Genomic DNA, 15,140 nt, shown 5'->3' on the forward strand with positions numbered 1-15,140 from the left:
GCCGAGAACTGACCGGTCACCCCGATCGCACCCCGCACCTTCTGCGGGCTCGTGGCCAGATCGTGCCCGGCCACCTCGACCCGGCCCGACTCCGGGCCCGCCGAGATCAACGTCGACAAAATCTTGACCGCCGTCGTCTTACCGGCACCGTTCGGACCCAGGAGAGCGAAGATCGACCCTTCCGGCACTGACAGGTCGACACCGTCGAGCACGACCTTGTCCCCGTAGGACTTGCGCAGCTCGGACGCCGTGATGGCGAAGTTCGTCATGACAGGTTCTCTCCGTATCTCAGAGGCTGCGGGCGACGATGTCGCCGTAGGCGGTGGTGGCGTGGATGTCGAGCACGGTGGCGCCGTCGTTCTTGAGGCTGTTGGTGACGCGTCCGTGACCGGTGCCGGCGTCGAGGGACGCGGAGACCCCGGAGGCGGCGCCGATCGTGACGTTGCCGGACTGGGTGGAGAGCGCGACCTTGCCGCCGGTCGCCTCGGTGATCTCGATGTCGCCCTTGCTGGTGGTGATCTCGGCGGAGCCGGTGAGGCGTCCGACGGTGACGTCGCCGGCGGCGGTGCGCACGTGGACGCCCGCGGCTTCGTCGAACTTGATGTCGCCCTGTGAACCCTCGAAGGCGACCTCGCCGAAGCGGCCCGCGCCGCGGACGTCCGCGCCGGCCGCCTTGGCCTGGACGCGGGATCCGGCGGGCAGCTGGACGACGACCTCGAGCGAGCCGGAGGGCCCGAGGATCTGGTTGGCGGTGGCGGCCGCGATGCGCAGGACGCCGTCGGTGAAGTCGACGGTGGCCTGCTCGGCGGCCTTGACGTCGCGGCTCCTCGTGGCGTCGGCGGGCCGGACCTCGACGGTCGCGTCGGCGCGGTCCGCGGCGACCAGCTGGACCCGGCCGGCGGGGATGTCGATGACGGCGGTGATCGGGGCGGTGGTGGCGAAGGTGTGCATCTCGTTCTCCCGTGACTCGTTGTTTCCGATGTGCGAAACGCTACGTTGCGTTCGGAAACTGAGCAACAGGCATGTTGCGTATCTATGCGGAAAGTGCAGCTCACAGGCAGTATTTCATTGCAATGGATAGAAATTCAATGCAACGATCATTCGAGAGGACGTTGCAATGGAATGAAAATGAACGCTATGCTCGGCGCATCGGGTGGAGAGACGTGGAGAGGGGACGGCGATGCCGGGAGGCAGGCTCACTCAGCAGGAACGGCACCAGATCGCGCTGGGGGTGGCCGACGGGCTCGCCTATGCGGAGATCGCCCGCCGGCTGGACCGCCCCACCTCGACGATCACGCGCGAGGTGATGCGCAACGGCGGGCCCACCGGTTACCGCGCGGACCTCGCGCATCACGCCACTGAGCGCCGCGCCCACCGGCGCCGGCAGGCCACCCCCCGGGGCGCGCAGGTGCTGGCGCAGGCGCACGGGCGGGACCTCGAGGCCGTCCGGGAGTATGAGGACAGGTTCACCGCCGTGCTCATGCAGTCCGGCCTGCCGAAGATGACGGCGCAGGTGCTGACCTGCCTCTACACCACTGACGCGGGCAGTCTCACGGCGGCCGAGCTGGTCCAGCGCCTTCAGGTCAGCAAGGCGACGGTCTCCAAGGCGATCACGCTGCTCGACGGCCTCGGTCTGATCCGCCGGGAACACGACGAACGCCGCCGCGAGCGTTACTTCGTCGACGACGACGCGCTCTACCAGTCGATGATCGCCGGGGCGAAGGCCAACTTCCAGTTCGCCGAGACGGCACGACAGGGCGTCGCCGTCCTCGGCCCGGACACCCCGGCCGCCGCCCGCTTGGAGAACGTCTCCCGCTTCGTCCAGTTCGTCGCGGAGAACATCGTGCGCGCCGCCGAGCAGGCTCGCGAGATCCTCTACACGAAATCCGAGGAGAAGCACTAGAAGGCCCGTTTTATTGATCTTGCTGGACTCTCGACGGGCCGGTACCGTCCCGTTGCGTACAAGCCTGATGACCTGCGTGTCCACAGTGCTTATAGATCAACACGGGAGTCCTGAATGTCCCTGTCCTATAGCCGCATCATGGCCGCCGTCGCGGCGGCGGCGTCCACGACCCTCCTGTTCGCCGCACCGGCCCAGGCCGCCTCGGCAGGCGTGGCGAAGGTCGTCGGGAAGTCGACGGTCCAGTTCACCGCTCTGACCGGCCGGGTGAATCAGGTGAACATCTCGATCTCTGGCCGGACGGTGACGATCAGCGACCGGGTGACGATCAAGCCCGGCAAGGGCTGTAAAGCGGTCAAGGGCACCAAGCGCACGGTGAAGTGCAAGACGTCCGCCAAGACCGCCAAGCTCAGCGTCTCGCTCGGCGACAAGAACGACACGGTCTACAACAACACCGCGGTGCCCCTCACCGCCAACGGCGGCTCCGGCAACGACCGGCTCTCCGGCGGCCGGGGTGTCGACACGCTGCTGGGCGGCTCCGGCACCGACACGCTGTGGGGCCAGGCCGGGGCGGACCGGCTCTACGGTGGCACCGGCAACGACCTCATCGTCGGCGGAGACGGCAACGACTCCGAGTACGGCGAAGCCGGCGACGACGAGCTGAACGGCAACACCGGTGTGGACCGTCTCGCCGGCGGTACCGGTAACGACGAGCTCTACGGCGGCACGGGCAACGACTTCCTCTGGGGCGAGGCCGGCGTCGACCTCGTCGCCGGTGACGAGGGCGTCGACACTGCCGACGGTGGAGCGGACACCGACGAGATCCTGGGTGGCTCCGGGGGCGACCGGCTCTGGGGCGGGGCCGGCGGTGACATCATCTCCGGCGAGGACGGCATCGACCAGATCAGCGGCGGCGCTGACACGGACATCGTGTTGGGTGGTCTCGGCGACGACCGGATCTATGGCGATGCCGGTGTCGACATCATCTCCGGCGAGGACGGCAACGACTGGATCAGCGGCGGTGCCGACACCGACGCCGTGTTCGGTGAGTACGGGGACGACACGATCTTCGGTGACGCCGGCGACGACATCCTCGTCGGCGAGGACGTCGACGCCAACGACCAGCCGTTCGGCAACGTCGAGGCGCTGGACAAGCTGGACGGTGGCGACCACGTCGAGGGCGACGTCTGCCTGGCGCTGGCAGCGGCCACGAAGGCCAACTGTGAGCTGGACGCGATTCCCGCCGAGACGACAGGCGCGAGTGCCCTCCGGTCGTCCGCGCGCATCCCGGCCGCGCTGGTCGACGCCCGTGAGCGGCTCGAGGCCGCTCGCCGTTGAGTGACGCGGGTGCGGCCCGGGAGCACCGGGCCGCACCCCCAGTCCGATCAGCCGGCCTGCACCGGTCGCCGCATGTTGACGACGGCGCCCGAGGTGCCCTGCCGGATCAGGTCCAGGACGACGGCCACCACGTCGGCGGGAGCGCTCCGGGCCTCGTCGGTGGTCACGCACATGGCGCGCACACCGAAACTCGTCGCCGGTCCGGCCAGGCCGGCTGTGTACGTGACCACGCCGGAGTCCCCCCGCCCGACGTTGACGATCGCGCCGCCGCCCCGCCGCCGCATGGGCTCCAGGATCAGCTGACTCAGCAGCATCGCGGAGGCGGAGTCGAGTGTTCCACCGCCGATGCAGTTCACCAGCACGGCCGGCCCGCCCCACTCGCTCGAGGTGGCGATGATCCGGTCGGAGTACCGCGGGTCGCGGACGTCCGCGGGCAGGGAGAGCGCGGGTACCCCGTACCCCTGGATCTGCACCGCACAGGCCGCGGCGCTCTCGCCGTCCTGGTCCACCGCGAGGATCCCGAATCCCTCGGCCGCGAGACCGAGAGCGATCGCCCGGCCGAGGCCCGCGCCCGCCCCGGTGACGATGGCGAGCTGGGTGGTGTTGACCGAAGCCGAGGCGCGTGCGACCACCCGCTGCTGCGGTGCGGGGCTGACCGGGAACGCCGCTACGCCCTGTTCGTAGACGACCGGCGCCACCGCACTCGATCGCCCGTAGTACGCGGGCTGAGGCGTGACGGCATCCGCCTCGTCGCGCTTGCGCCTGCCGAACCGCCCACCGCCGCCGGAACCGCGCGCGGGTTGAGGGGCGACGGGAGCGGGAGCGGGGGGCCGCGAGGCGGCGGGAGGCCGCGATGCCGGGGCGGGCCGCGGTGCCGGGGCGGGCCGCGGCGCCGGGGCGGGCCGGGAGGCCGCGGCAGGCTGCTTCGGGGCGGCGGGAGGCCGGGAGGCGGCGGGGGCGCCGTCCGACTTCTTGCGGTACCGCCGGAACGCCACGACCGCCATCACCACCAGGATCAGCAGCAGCACGAGCCCGAAGTTGTCGAAGATCAGGTCGGCCAGCCTGCCCAGCCACCCGTCACCGAAGTCGGGCAGATCGACCGCGAAGTCCGGCAACCGGATCATGCTGGCGATGAACGCCACCACGGCCGTCACGGCCGCGACCGCCAACCGCGCCGGCTTGGCGGGGACCGTGAAGCGCGACTGCACCGTCTGCGACATCGCCATACCCGCCGTGACAAGCAGCGCGATCACGCCGGCCAGGAAACGGGCCCGCGCGCCGGGCAGGACGGCCGAGGCCGCCAGCACCAGCAGTCCGACCTCGATGAGCACGCTGGAGCCGAACGCGTAGAACACGCCGACGCCCGCGAACTGCCACGACTTGCGCGCCCACTGCGGAACGGGAGGCGGGGGCCGCTTGGCCACGAGCGCCCCGATCGCCGCCACCACGGCGACGATCGAGAGAGCGCCCAGGAAGACTCCCGCCCACGACACCTCGATGAGGTTGTCGAATCCCACCGCAAGGAAGAGCGCGAGCGCGAACACCGCGATCCCGTAGCCGAGTGAGAAGAAGACCGCCGCGCCCGGTGACTCCTTGGCCACCGCGGCGTTCGGCGGGTCGAAGCCTCGCCGCACTCCCACCAGATAGGCGACAAACGCGATTCCGGCTGGGAAGACGAACAGAATCCCGAAGCCGAGAAGATGCAACAGCACGACAACGCCGACCAACCCGATCATCTCGGACTCCCCTTCGCCTTCAATCCGTCCGGTGAAGGGGGTTCGGGGCTCGGGCGCGCTCGGATGGCCGCGGTCATGATGCTGGCACGTAATGAGGTATGCCTATCCTAAGCGAATGCTGCTGCGTCTCTCCGATGTGTCCGTGCGCCACGAGGTGCACGACGAGACCGGCGCTGTCGATTTCGGTCCGGCCCGGCCACGGAGCGTCTCCGCCGAGCTGCGCCCCGGCGAGGTGGTGCTGCTGCTCGGCCCGTCCGGCTGCGGCAAATCGACGCTCACGCTCACCGTGAACGGCCTCATCCCGCACGTCATCGGCTCGCACCTCGACGGCAGTGTGCATATCGGACAGAGGAACACCCGGGACACGACCGTGCCGGATCTGGCCAGGGATGTCGCGATGGTCTTCCAGGATCCTGACGCTCAGATCGTGACTGCTTCTGTTCTCGACGAGGTCTGTTTCGGTCCGGAGAATCTGCGCCTGCCCGCCGACGAGGTGCTGGCCCGCGCCGAGGACGCGCTGCGCCGCGTCGGTCTCTGGGAACGCCGGTCCGACGACCCTGATCATCTCTCCGGCGGTGGCCGTCAGCGCCTGGCCATCGCGTGTGCGCTGGCACTTCGCACCCCGCTGCTGGTGCTCGACGAGCCCACCGCGAACCTCGATCCGGCCGGCGTCGAGGACGTCTACCGGGTGCTGCGGGAGATCGCGGGCCGCGGCGACCGTGCGGTCCTGCTGGTCGAGCACAACCTCGACGCCGCGATCGATTTCGTCGACCGGGTGATCGTTCTGGATGCGTCGGGCGCGGTCGTGCTCGACGGGCCGGCCCGTTCCACGATCGTTGATCATGTCGATGAGCTGGTCACTCTCGGCGTGTGGCTCCCGGTGGCGACGCTCGCCGCGCTGCGGCTCCGCGATGCCGGGATCCGGCTCGATCCGCTTCCGCTGACGCCGGGCGAGCTGGCCACGGCGCTGGATGCGGTGCCCACCCTTCCCGCGCCGGTCCAGGCCGTTTCTGATCAGGCCGTTCAAACCCCTGCGGAGGTACGCGCAAAGCACCTCGATGTCCGCCACGGGTCAGTTCCGGTCCTTAGCGGCATCAACCTGACCATCGCCGCCGGCGAGTTCGTGGCGATCGCCGGCGCCAACGGAGCGGGCAAGACGACACTCGCGCAGGCCCTCGCCGGTGTCGTGCCGGCCCGCCGCGGCACCGTCGACGTCGCCGGACTGGACCCGGCCCGCGCCGATCCACGACTGCTGGCAGAGCGGGTCGGCTTCGTCTTCCAGAACCCCGAGCATCAGTTCATCACCGGTCGGGTCGAGGACGAACTCGCGTACGGGTTGCGCGTACGCAAGGTGCCGCCGCCCGAGATCACCGCCCGCGTCGCCGAGCTGCTCGACCGCCTCGGCCTGCGCGAACTCCGCGATGTGCACCCCTTTCTGCTCTCCGGCGGCCAGAAGCGACGGCTCTCGGTCGGCGCCGCGCTGGTGACCCGCCCGCGCGTCCTGGTGCTCGACGAGCCGACCTTCGGCCAGGACCGGGAGCGCGCCGCCGAGCTGCTCGACCTGCTCGCCGCCCTGCACCTCGCGGGCACCACGGTCGTCGTGGTCAGCCACGACATGCACCTGATCGCCGAGTACGCGACCCGGGTCATCGTGCTCGGCGACGGCCAGGTGATCGCCGACGGGACGCCGGCCGAGATCTACGCCGATCCGGACCTGCTCGACCGCGCCGCCCTGCGCCCGCCCCCGATGGCACAGGCCGCTCGCGCGCTCACGAACCACCCGGCCTGGCGGACCGTCACCCGCCTCGCCGACCTGCCGGTGTCACGCAAGACCCTGGAGTCGGCGACGTGAGTGTGCTGGATCTTCGCTCCTACAACCCGGTCGTCAAGGTCCTCGCGCCGGTGCCCGCCATGATCGTTCTGATCGGCACCCGAGATCTCTGGACGCCGGCCCTGTTCGCGCTGGTCGCGCTCGTGATGCTGCTGGCGTTCGGCCGGCTCACCGGACGGACCCTGGCCTGGGTGATCGCCGGTCCGCCGCTGCTGGTCGCGGTGATGACCGTGTCGTTCGGCGTCTGGACCGACCCCGCGAAGGTCGACGGCACCACGCCGCTGCTGGAGATCGGCCCGTTCACGCTCTGGTCGGGTGCGCTGGAGACCGGGCTGGCCACCGGCCTGCGAGTCACCTCGGTGATGCTGCTGGCGCTGATCGCGGGCCTGACCACCGAGGGGGCCGACCTGGTCCGCTCGATGATCGCGCACCTGCGGATGCCGTACCGGATCGGCTATGCGGGACTGGCCGCGATGCGGTTCGTGCCCCGGTTCCGCCGGGACCTGGAGATCATCCGCCTGGCGCACCGGGTGCGGGGTGTCGACGGCGGCCGCGGTCCGGTGGCGGTGGTACGCCGGTACGGCGGGTACACCGTGCCGCTGCTGGCCGGGGCGATCCGGCACGGCGATCGGGTCTCGCTGGCGATGGAGGCGCGGGGCTTCGGGGCGTTTCCCACCCGTACCGAACGTCATCGGGTTCCGCTGCGGGCCCGCGACGCCGTCCTGGCCGCCTGGTTCCTCGCCGTCTGCCTCCTCGTGCCCCTCGTCGCCGTCCCTCACCTTTCTGGAGCCCTCGGATGAGACTGACCACCCGCTTCCTGATGGCCTGCGCCGCGATCGGTGCGGCCACCGGCGTACTCCTGCTGCCGGCCAACTTCGTGGCCGCCGCGATCGCACCCACCGTGCCGCTCGCGTATGCGGCGTTCCTCGGCGTCTGGCTGCTCGGGCCGGTCGTCGCGCTCGCCGTCCTGCGCCGGCCCGGCGCCGCGGTGCTCACCATGCTGATCGCCGGCATCATCAACATCCCGACGCCGGCCGGGCCGAACGCCATCGTCACGAACCTGATGGTCGGTGTGGCGCTGGAGCTGGGCTTCCTGGTCACCCTCTACCGGATCTGGAAGCCCTGGCTCTACTACGTGACCGCGCTGGCCTTCGAGACGTTCTACGCGATCACGGCGTACACGTACTTCAACATCGACGACATGGCGGTCGCGGTGCAGGCGGTGTTCTTCGGCCTCATGGCGGCCAGCGCGGTGTTCTTCACGTGGCTCGGCCTGATCGTCGCCGGGCGGCTGACCGCAACGGGCGTCGCCCGCGGCATCGCCCCGGCCCGGCGACGATCAGAGGCCTCGCTCTAGGAACGCTCTAGGAACAGAGGGCCGTGTCGACCGTGTCGATCACGGCCATCGCCTTCTCCTCGTCGGTCGGCAGGGTCGTGACGGCGACCGTCGCCGCCCGGCCGTCCGTGGTGGCGCCGCCCCTGGTCTCGTAACCGGGGATGTCACCGCCGTGGCCCCAGGCCAGACCGCCGCAGCTCAGCGGGATGCTGATGATGCCGAGACCATATCGGACACCCGGCCACAGGTCCGCCGGAACCGTCCGCTGCATCTCGGCGAGCTCGGCCGGCCGCAGCAGCTTGCCGTCGAGCAGCGCGGTGAAGAGCCGGTTGAGGTCCGACGGCGTACCGATCATCTGCCCGGCCGCCCCGCCCCACGACGGGTCCAGGTCGGTGATGTCCAGCGGCTTGCCCTCGGCGTCGAAGAGATAGCCGTGCGGGTGCCGCTCGCGGATGCCGGTCTCGTACGGCGCCGGGAAGTACGTGTGCCGCAGCCCGATCCTCCGCAGCACCCGCTTGTCGATCTCCGAGGCCACCGATCGCCCGGTCACCTTCTCGATCAGCAGCCCGGCGACGGTGTAGTTGGTGTTGCTGTACGCCCAGCCGGTACCCGGCGGGAACGTGGCCGGATGAGCGAGCGCGATGTCGACCAGCTCCCGCGCCTCGAAGTGCTTGTACCGCAGCGAGAGGTCGTCGATGTTCAGGTACTCGGTGTAGTTGGGCAGGCCGCTGGTGTGCTGCAGCAGCTGCCGCACTGTGATCGTCTTGTCCGGCAGCAGCCCCGGCAGATACCGCTCGACCGGCGCGTCGAGGCGCACCCTGCGCTCACCGACCAGCTGCAGCACCACGACGGCGACGAACGTCTTGGTGTTGCTGCCGATCCGGACCTGACCGTCCGCCGGCACCGGCTTGGCGGTACCCAGCTCACCGACACCCGCCGTCAGCTTGCGAACCCTGCCGTCGCGGCCGGTCACGGTGGCGAGCGCGCCGGGAAACCCGTGCTCCGACACCAGCTGCGACAGCTCCTGCTTGACCGGGTTCGCCCCTGCCGCACTCGCCGGCGGGGCGATCGCGGAGACAGCGAGTGCGGCCGCGACGGCCGCGGCGATCGCTGAACGCTTGAACATGACAGCTCCTTCGAGATGGATCAGATGTCCCCATCGACCCTTCTCGAAGGAGCCCGCGGTTCCTATCCCGGCAGCTACCCGACCGGTGGTAGGGCTACCGTCACTTCCGGAAAGTGAAGTACTTCCACGCTCCGTACGTCGTGTAATTCAAGCTGTCCCCCGAAGTGCCCGACAGGTAAGCGGCCCGCACGCGGTACTTCACACCGGTCCTGTGGGTTCCCTTCAGGGTGCGAACGGACTTCCCGGCACGGCTCATGGGCAGCGTGCTGACCTTCCAGGCACGCCACTTCCCCGCCGAGTAGTACTCGAAGATCAGTCGTTGCTTGCGGTTCGCACTCGGGGTCATCGTCGTGGTGAAGACCGGGTGCTTGGTCTTGCGGAAGTAGTGGTAGCCGCCTGCGGTCCGATAGTGCTTGGACACGGCCGTCGTCACCGCGACCCGGGTGAGCAGGGTGGACTTCACCGACCGCGCCGAGAACCGGGAGTCGCCGGCGAAGGTTGCGGTGACCGTCGTGTTGCGGGTGAGGCGCAGGGCTGCTGTCACGTTTCCGGCGCCGTCCACGGCGGCCCGTTTGAGCAGCCGGTTCCCCTGGTCAGCGCCGGCCGGATCGGCCCACAGCTCCACCGTGCGGTTGCTGTGGGTGCTGCCGAGACGTGCCGTCAGCGTGACCGTGGAGCCGTACGCGTGGACGGTGCCGTTCGAGGTGAGGGTCAGCGCGGGCGTGACGCGGGAGACCGCAACCGTGACTGCTGCGGAGGACGGCCGGTGAGCGCTGTCACCTGCGTACGAAACGGTGTATTTGACCGTGCCGCCCGCCGGCGGCTGGTCCGTGAAGCTGAAGGCACCGCTCTCGCCGATGGTGACCGGCGCGAGTTCCTTGCCGTCCGGCGATTCCACATCGGTACGCCGAACCGACAGCGAAGTCCCCATCGGGATCCCACCGCCGACCGCACCGGTGACGGTCAGTGCGGAGCCGCGCGTGCCGACGGCCGGAGCGCTCAGGCTGATCGTCGTCGCATCGCGGGCGGGCTCGTCGAGCACCCACAGTGACTCCACACCCAGGGTCGAGGTGGTGATCGCCGCCAGCAGATCGCCGCCCGTTGACCAGGCCAGCTCCGCGAGGCCACCCTGGAACGTGCCGGTCGTCAGCAGTGTCTGGCGCGACGCGACGGCAGAGCCCGCCGGAACGAACTGCAGGTCGGCGTAGCCGGCGGTGTACGGCCGCCCGGTCACGAGCCAGCCACTCGAGGCGATGCGCTGAATTGCAGAGAACGGAAATTGATCACGTCCTCGAAGGGGATGGACGTGTTCATGGCGACTTGCCGCTCGGCATCGCCCCTGTTCCGGCCGCGCGGGCTCCTTGACGCGGGGGATCGAGGTGCTTCACAGTCCAGGAACATGCGAGCTGTTCAGGCGGACGACGCCGTCCTGGTGCGGGCTGCTCAGGCCGGTGATCGTGCTGCGCTGGACCGGCTCGTGGCGGCGCATCTGCCGATGGTCTACACGATCGTGCGGCAGGCACTCGACGGGCATCCGGACGTCGACGACATCGTGCAGGACATCATGCTGCGCGCGCTGCGGCAGCTGCGGTCCCTGCGTACGCCCGAAGCCTTCCGACCATGGCTGGCGGCCATCGCGTTGCGCCAGGTCAGCACGTATCGGCACCGGATGGAACGGGTCGCGGCGCAGACCGCGCCGCTCGACGAGGCCGCCGAGATCCCGGACGCCGGTGCCGGCTTCGAGGGCGTCACCCACCTGCGCGTGGAGTTGTCGGCGCAGCGCCGGCAGGTGCAGCGGGCCGGGCGCTGGCTGGACCCGGACGACCAGTCGCTGCTGTCGCTGTGGTGGCTCGAGGTGGCGGGCCAGCTGACCCGTGCTGAGCTGGCGCAGACCCTCGGCATCAGCGTGATCCACGCGGGCGTACGGATTCAGCGCATGCGCACCCAGCTCGACCTGAGCCGGACGATCGTGGCCGCCCTGGACGCCCGGCCGCTGTGCCCGTCGCTGAGCGACTGGAACGGGGTTCCCGGCCCGCTCTGGCGCAAGCGGCTGGCGCGGCACGTCCGTACCTGCCCGGTCTGCACCCGCGCCGCCCGCGACCTGCTGCCGGCTGACCGCCTGCTGCCGGGTCTCGTCCTGTTCCCGGTGCCCGCGACGCTGACGGCCGTCATCCTCGCCAAGAGCGCGACGGACGGTGCGGCGGGCGGCGTCGCCGGGGTGTTCGCCCTGGCGGCCGCCCATCCGGTGGTGTCGGCCGTCGCGGCGGGAACACTCGCCGCCGGGGCCGCTGTCGGCGCCGCCGAGCTGTCCCGGCCCGCACCGCCCGCCCCGATCGCGGCGCCGGCACCGGTGCGGGCCACGACAACAGCGGCGACGCCCTCGGTCGCGGCGAGCGCGCTGATGCGGACCGGATCGCTGTCGCTGGAGTCGGCGAACGCCGGTGGCCGGTTCGTCACGGCGGCCGGCGATTTCGGCCTGCTCACGAGTGTCGGCCCCGGCAACACCGTGACGGCCCGCCGACAGGCGACGCTGCGGGCCGTCGCCGGCCTGGCCGATCCGCGATGCTTCTCGTTCCGGGTCGCCGACGGCCGCTACCTGCGGCACTCGTCTTGGCGGGTCCGGATGGACCCCGAGCAGGGCACGGCACTGTTCCGCGGCGACGCCACGTTCTGCCCGCGGGCCGGGCAGTCCGCCGGATCCGTGACGCTGGAGGCGTCCAACTACCCCGGATGGTTCCTCCGGCACCGCGGCGACGAACTGTGGGTCGACCAGTCCGACGGCAGTGCCGGTTTCCGGGCCGACGGCTCCTTCGTGGTGCGCTCGCCGCTCGCTGGGTGACCGACTCAACAGTCCGCATTCGTATAACAGAAATGTTCGCGCTAAATCAGCGCGAAAAAGTGTTATAAGCGTCCGACAAAGCGGGTCGTACGTGCCCTGAGCTGCGAAGATGCTTACCAACATATTGACGTCTTGTAGCGCCCGAAATCGTCTGGCAATATCGCGACCACGAATGTGAGCGTTCCCATTCCTGGAGTCTGCGATGAGAGTTCGTGCGTCAATCCTGTTGATGGTCCTGAGTGCGGCGCTGCTCGTCGCTTCCCCGGCCTCGGCGGCGACGATCGACACCAGCGCGTCGTACGTGCTGGTCAACCGCAACAGCGGCAAGGCACTCGACGTCTACAACCTGGCCACCAACGACGGCGCCCGGATCACCCAGTGGTCCCGCAACGACCAGGCGCAGCAGCAGTGGCAGTTCGTCGACTCCGGCGGTGGCTACTACCGGCTGCGCTCGAAGCACTCGGGCAAGGTCCTGGACGTCTCCAACGCGTCCACAGCGGACGGCGGCGCCGTCGTGCAGTGGACCGACAACAACGCGTCCAACCAGCAGTTCAGCGTCCAGGACATCGACGGCTACATCCAGCTGATCAACCGGAACAGCGGCAAGGCCGTCGAGGTGCAGGGCGCGGCAACCAACGACGGCGCGAACATCGTGCAGTACGCCGACTGGAACGGCGCCAACCAGCAGTGGCAGCTCGTCAAGCTGGGCGGATCGACACCCGGGACGGGCACGTTCACGAACCCGGTGGTGTGGCAGGACTTCGCCGACGGCGACATCATCCGGGTCGGTGACGCGTACTACTACTCGGCGTCGACCATGCACTACTCGCCGGGCGCGCCGATCCTGCGTTCCTACGACCTGGTGAACTGGGAGTACGCCGGGCACTCGGTGCCGCGGCTCGACTTCGACTCGTCGGCGTACGACCTGTCCGGTGGCCGGGCGTACGTGAAGGGCATCTGGGCGTCGACGCTCAACTACCGGCCCAGCAACAGCACGTACTACTGGCTGGGCTGCACCGAGTTCAACCGCACGTACGTCTACACCGCCTCCGCGGTCGACGGCACCTGGTCGAAGAAGGCGCGGATCAACAACTGCTACTACGACGCCGGCCTGCTGTTCGACAACGACACCCCGTACGTGGCGTACGGCAACGGCACGATCAGCGTCGCCCAGCTGAACTCGGACCTCACCGCCCAGGTGCGGTCGCAGACGGTCTACCAGACACCGTCGAGCATCGGCACCCTCGAGGGCGCACGCATGTACAAGCGCGGCAACTACTACTACATCTGGCTGACCCGCCCGGCCAACGGCCAGTACGTGCTGCGCTCGACCAGCCCGTGGGGTCCGTACGAGCAGCGCCAGGTGCTGCTCGACCTGCCCGGCCCGATCTCCGGTGGCGGGGTTCCGCACCAGGGTGGCCTCGTGCAGACGCAGAACGGCGACTGGTGGTACATGGCGTTCACGGACGCGTACCCCGGCGGCCGGGTTCCGACGCTGGCCCCGATCACGTGGAGCGGCGACTGGCCGGTGCTGACCACCGTCAACGGCCGGTGGGGCGCGACGTACCCGAAGCCGAACATCACCACGTCGAAGACGGTCCAGTCGATGATCGGGACGGACACGTTCACCGGCACCCGGCTGGGACACCGCTGGGAGTGGAACCACAACCCCGACACCAGCCGGTTCAGCGTCGGCAGCGGCCTGCGGCTGTCCACCGCGACTGTGACGAACGACCTCTACAACGCCCGGAACACGCTCACGCACCGGATCCAGGGGCCGTCGTCGACCGCGACCATCGAGCTGGACTACTCGTCGATGGCCAACGGCGACCGGGCCGGCCTGGCGATGTTGCGCGACTCCTCGGCGTGGATCGGGATCCGCAAGGACAACGGCGCCACCCGGGTGTCGATGACCAACGGCCTGACCATGAACTCGAGCTGGGCCACCACCGGCACCGGCAGTGAGGCGGCCGGGGCGTCGGTGAGTGGCGGCCGGATCTGGCTGCGGGTCAGCGCCGACATCCGGCCGGGGTCGGGCCGGACCGCCACGTTCTCATACAGCACCAACGGCAGCAGCTTCACCACGCTCGGGCCGGCGTTCACCCTCAACAACGCCTGGCAGTTCTTCATGGGCTACCGCTTCGGTGTCTTCAACTACGCCACCCAGGCCCTCGGTGGCGCGGTCACGGTCAGCCGCTTCGACCTGACCACCCCCTGATCCCCTCATCCCCGCCTGTCCCACCCGTTCCCAAGGAGAACCGATGAAAGCACGATGGCGTACCGCGCTGGCCGCGATGACGCTGCTCGCCGGCAGCGGAGTGATCGCGGTGACCGCAAGCACCGCCAACGCCGCGACGATCGACACCAGCGCGTCGTATGTGCTGGTCAACCGCAACAGCGGCAAGGCACTCGACGTCTACAACCTGGCCACCAACGACGGTGCGCGGATCACCCAGTGGGCCCGCAACGACCAGGCGCAGCAGCAGTGGCAGTTCGTCGACTCAGGCGGTGGCTACTACCGGCTGAAGTCCCGGCACTCCGGCAAGGTCCTCGACGTCTACAACTTCTCGACCGCCGACGGCGGCTCGATCGTGCAGTGGACCGACAACAACTCCACCAACCAGCAGTTCAGCGTCCAGGACATCGACGGATACATCCAGCTGATCAACCGCAACAGCGGCAAGGCCGTCGAGGTCCAGGGTGCGGGTACCAACGACGGCGCCAACATCGTCCAGTACTCCGACTGGAACGGCGCCAACCAGCAGTGGCAGATGGTCCGGGTCGGCGGCACCACGCCCAGTTCACCGGCGCCGTCGAACCCCGGCGGCTCGTGCAGCCTGCCGTCGAGTTACCGCTGGTCGTCGACCGGTGTGCTGGCCAACCCGCGGTCGGGATGGGTCTCGCTGAAGGACTTCACCCACGCGCCCTACAACGGCCGGCAACTCGTCTACGCCACCACCCACGACACCGGCACCTCGTGGGGCTCGATGAACTTCGGACTGTTCACCAACTGGTCCGAGATGGGCTCGGCCAG

At 69.5% G+C, this 15,140-nt stretch carries 13 protein-coding genes; 8 read left to right on the forward strand and 5 right to left on the reverse strand.

Annotated features, from left to right (window positions below; translation table 11 throughout):
* A partial coding sequence (locus AB0M02_RS46460) for an ATP-binding cassette domain-containing protein (protein ID WP_364238947.1) occupies positions 1–269 on the reverse strand: 269 nt, incomplete at its 3' end.
* A gap of 19 nt (positions 270–288) precedes the next feature.
* The gene (locus AB0M02_RS46465) at positions 289–951 is read right to left on the reverse strand and encodes a DUF4097 family beta strand repeat-containing protein (protein ID WP_364238948.1); all 663 of its coding nucleotides are present in this window, start codon (positions 949–951) and stop codon (positions 289–291) included.
* Positions 952–1,180: 229 nt separating this feature from the next.
* Between AB0M02_RS46465 and AB0M02_RS46470 the strand changes: the two genes are divergently transcribed.
* Both AB0M02_RS46470 and AB0M02_RS46475 read left to right on the forward strand, forming a co-directional pair.
* Complete coding sequence (locus tag AB0M02_RS46470) at positions 1,181–1,903, forward strand: helix-turn-helix domain-containing protein (protein ID WP_364238949.1); 723 nt, start codon at positions 1,181–1,183, stop codon at positions 1,901–1,903.
* Between the two features lie 114 nt (positions 1,904–2,017).
* Positions 2,018–3,238, forward strand: a complete 1,221-nt coding sequence (locus tag AB0M02_RS46475) for a calcium-binding protein (RefSeq protein ID WP_364238950.1) — start codon at positions 2,018–2,020, stop codon at positions 3,236–3,238.
* Positions 3,239–3,285: 47 nt separating this feature from the next.
* Here AB0M02_RS46475 and AB0M02_RS46480 read toward each other — a convergent pair whose 3' ends face one another.
* Positions 3,286–4,974, reverse strand: a complete 1,689-nt coding sequence (locus AB0M02_RS46480; RefSeq protein ID WP_364238951.1) for an SDR family NAD(P)-dependent oxidoreductase — start codon at positions 4,972–4,974, stop codon at positions 3,286–3,288.
* A gap of 115 nt (positions 4,975–5,089) precedes the next feature.
* Between AB0M02_RS46480 and AB0M02_RS46485 the strand changes: the two genes are divergently transcribed.
* Genes AB0M02_RS46485 through AB0M02_RS46495 form a run of 3 tightly spaced genes read left to right on the forward strand, consistent with a single transcriptional unit; the run spans position 5,090 to position 8,162 of the window.
* Positions 5,090–6,826 carry an energy-coupling factor transporter ATPase gene (locus AB0M02_RS46485; protein WP_364238952.1) on the forward strand — a complete coding sequence of 579 codons (1,737 nt, stop codon included), beginning with the start codon at positions 5,090–5,092 and terminating at the stop codon, positions 6,824–6,826.
* Entirely contained in the window at positions 6,823–7,605 is a 783-nt protein-coding gene (locus AB0M02_RS46490) for an energy-coupling factor transporter transmembrane component T (RefSeq protein ID WP_364238953.1), read from the forward strand. The genes AB0M02_RS46485 and AB0M02_RS46490 overlap by 4 nt, the downstream gene beginning before the upstream one ends.
* Entirely contained in the window at positions 7,602–8,162 is a 561-nt protein-coding gene (locus tag AB0M02_RS46495) for an ECF transporter S component (protein WP_364238954.1), read from the forward strand. Before AB0M02_RS46490 ends, AB0M02_RS46495 begins: the two co-directional genes overlap by 4 nt.
* Before the next feature lie 7 nt (positions 8,163–8,169).
* Here AB0M02_RS46495 and AB0M02_RS46500 read toward each other — a convergent pair whose 3' ends face one another.
* Positions 8,170–9,267, reverse strand: coding sequence for a serine hydrolase domain-containing protein (locus AB0M02_RS46500; protein ID WP_364238955.1), 1,098 nt, complete (start codon positions 9,265–9,267; stop codon positions 8,170–8,172).
* 100 nt (positions 9,268–9,367) lie between these two features.
* Positions 9,368–10,501 (reverse strand): hypothetical protein, encoded by a 1,134-nt coding sequence (locus AB0M02_RS46505; RefSeq protein ID WP_364238956.1) that lies wholly within the window; start codon positions 10,499–10,501, stop codon positions 9,368–9,370.
* 165 nt (positions 10,502–10,666) lie between these two features.
* Between AB0M02_RS46505 and AB0M02_RS46510 the strand changes: the two genes are divergently transcribed.
* The 3 genes from AB0M02_RS46510 to AB0M02_RS46520 all read left to right on the forward strand — a co-directional run.
* The gene (locus tag AB0M02_RS46510; RefSeq protein WP_364238957.1) at positions 10,667–12,106 is read left to right on the forward strand and encodes a sigma-70 family RNA polymerase sigma factor; all 1,440 of its coding nucleotides are present in this window, start codon (positions 10,667–10,669) and stop codon (positions 12,104–12,106) included.
* Between the two features lie 202 nt (positions 12,107–12,308).
* Positions 12,309–14,324 (forward strand): family 43 glycosylhydrolase, encoded by a 2,016-nt coding sequence (locus AB0M02_RS46515; RefSeq protein WP_364238958.1) that lies wholly within the window; start codon positions 12,309–12,311, stop codon positions 14,322–14,324.
* A gap of 43 nt (positions 14,325–14,367) precedes the next feature.
* Positions 14,368–15,140 (forward strand): non-reducing end alpha-L-arabinofuranosidase family hydrolase (locus AB0M02_RS46520; protein ID WP_364238959.1); only part of this gene is annotated, 773 nt, incomplete at its 3' end.

Source organism: Actinoplanes sp. NPDC051861 (assembly GCF_040681145.1).
In the GTDB taxonomy this organism is placed as follows: domain Bacteria; phylum Actinomycetota; class Actinomycetes; order Mycobacteriales; family Micromonosporaceae; genus Actinoplanes.